Consider the following 1,507-nt stretch of genomic DNA (forward strand, 5'->3'; position numbering starts at 1 on the left):
CTGATTATGATGAGTGATAGCCCACAAAAATTGGGGCGAAATGAATGGAACGCTTACATGGATAAAGTAAAAGCCAAAGATAGAGAGGCTTTTGCGTTCGTATTCCGTTTTTATGCACCCAAGCTAAAACAGTTTGCCTACAAGCACGTTGGTAATGAGCAAGTTGCTATGGAGATGGTTCAAGAAACCATGGCAACGGTCTGGCAAAAAGCTCATCTTTACGATGGAAAGAAGAGTGCGTTATCGACGTGGATATACACGATTATCCGCAACTTGTGTTTTGACTTACTCAGAAAACAAAAGGGTAAAGAGCTTCACATTCATTCTGATGACATTTGGCCATCGGAATATTATCCGCCAGATTTGGTTGATCATTATTCTCCAGAACAAGACATGTTGAAGGAACAGGTGGTGAAGTTTCTTGATATTTTGCCTAAAAATCAGAGAGACGTATTGCAAGCGGTTTATCTCGAAGAACTGCCACATCAGCAAGTAGCGGAACTTTTTGACATACCACTAGGCACGGTGAAGTCTCGGTTAAGACTCGCAGTAGAAAAGTTAAGGCACTCAATGCATACGGAGCAACTATGAACAAACATCCAGATAACAACTTGTTAGAAGCATATGCTTCGGGCAGCATTGATGCGGTTTCTGGTCTTGTGGTCGCCACACATTTAGAGACGTGCTCAAAGTGCCGAGCGTATGTAAACCAAGTAGAAGCAAGTCAAGCAAACACAGTGAGTAAAAGTCCATCAGAGTATTCACCTGAGTTTGATGACATGTTTAACGACATTATTAACGCAGAACCTGTGAACGACAATGTGGTGATTCAAGATACAGCTTTCGTCAATGTCGCAGGTAAAAGCTTCGAGCTTCCAAAAACGTTAGTGCGCTTTTCTGATTTGGTGGGATCGTGGCGAAGCTACGGTGGGAAAGTTTTCAGTGCACAAATTGATTTGGGTGAAGATGCTCGAGTGAGCCTGATGTACATCGGCGAAAATGTACAAATCCCACAACACACGCACAGAGGGTTGGAATCCACACTGGTTCTGCATGGTGGATTTAGCGATGAAGACGGGCAGTATGAAGAAGGCGACTTGATGATACGAGATGCCTCAGTCAAACACAGCCCCTTTACTCAGGAAGGTGAAGACTGTTTGTGTTTAACGGTACTCACTGAGCCAATGATTTTCACGCAAGGTGTTGCACGAATCTTCAACTTGTTCGGCAAAGGGCTTTACCCGTAAGCCTCGAACGCCGCGTTTTGTATAGAAAAAACCACCGTATTGTGCGGTGGTTTTTTATTCTTACTTTTGCGCAAATTTGCGGTCGTTAGTGCTTATGCCGCGCTTTTTCCAAAAGATCCGTAAAGTAATGACGCAGTGAATACAACATGATCAAGCTCGGGATCACCATTACGGCCGTGAGAATGAAAAACGTGCTCCAGTCATTTAGGTAGTCAACCAATTCACCGCTGAATGACGCTAGCGTGGTTCGTCCAAAGTTT

2 protein-coding genes and 1 pseudogene are annotated in these 1,507 nt (G+C 43.9%); 2 read left to right on the forward strand and 1 reads right to left on the reverse strand.

Features of this window, described 5'->3' with window-relative positions; translation table 11 throughout:
* Positions 1 to 6 precede the first annotated feature (6 nt).
* Together R7P67_RS24070 and R7P67_RS24075 are read left to right on the forward strand one after the other, a co-directional pair.
* Positions 7 to 591 (forward strand): RNA polymerase sigma factor, encoded by a 585-nt coding sequence (locus tag R7P67_RS24070; protein WP_005456530.1) that lies wholly within the window; start codon positions 7 to 9, stop codon positions 589 to 591.
* Positions 588 to 1,247: a ChrR family anti-sigma-E factor gene (locus R7P67_RS24075; protein WP_005494210.1), complete on the forward strand. Its 660-nt coding sequence runs from the start codon at positions 588 to 590 to the stop codon at positions 1,245 to 1,247. Before R7P67_RS24070 ends, R7P67_RS24075 begins: the two co-directional genes overlap by 4 nt.
* A gap of 85 nt (positions 1,248 to 1,332) precedes the next feature.
* On the opposite strand, the pseudogene R7P67_RS24080 reads toward R7P67_RS24075, so the two are convergent.
* Positions 1,333 to 1,507 (reverse strand): annotated as a pseudogene (locus tag R7P67_RS24080) (MFS transporter); the annotation flags it as partial.

It is taken from the genome of Vibrio sp. Vb0937, assembly GCF_033338855.1.

What these genes read in the sequence shown, in the direction of transcription:
- R7P67_RS24075 (WP_005494210.1), top strand. Translation starts at nt 588, where the DNA reads ATGAACAAACATCCAGATAACAACTTGTTAGAAGCATATGCTTCGGGC.
- R7P67_RS24070 (WP_005456530.1), top strand. Translation starts at nt 7, where the DNA reads ATGATGAGTGATAGCCCACAAAAATTGGGGCGAAATGAATGGAACGCT.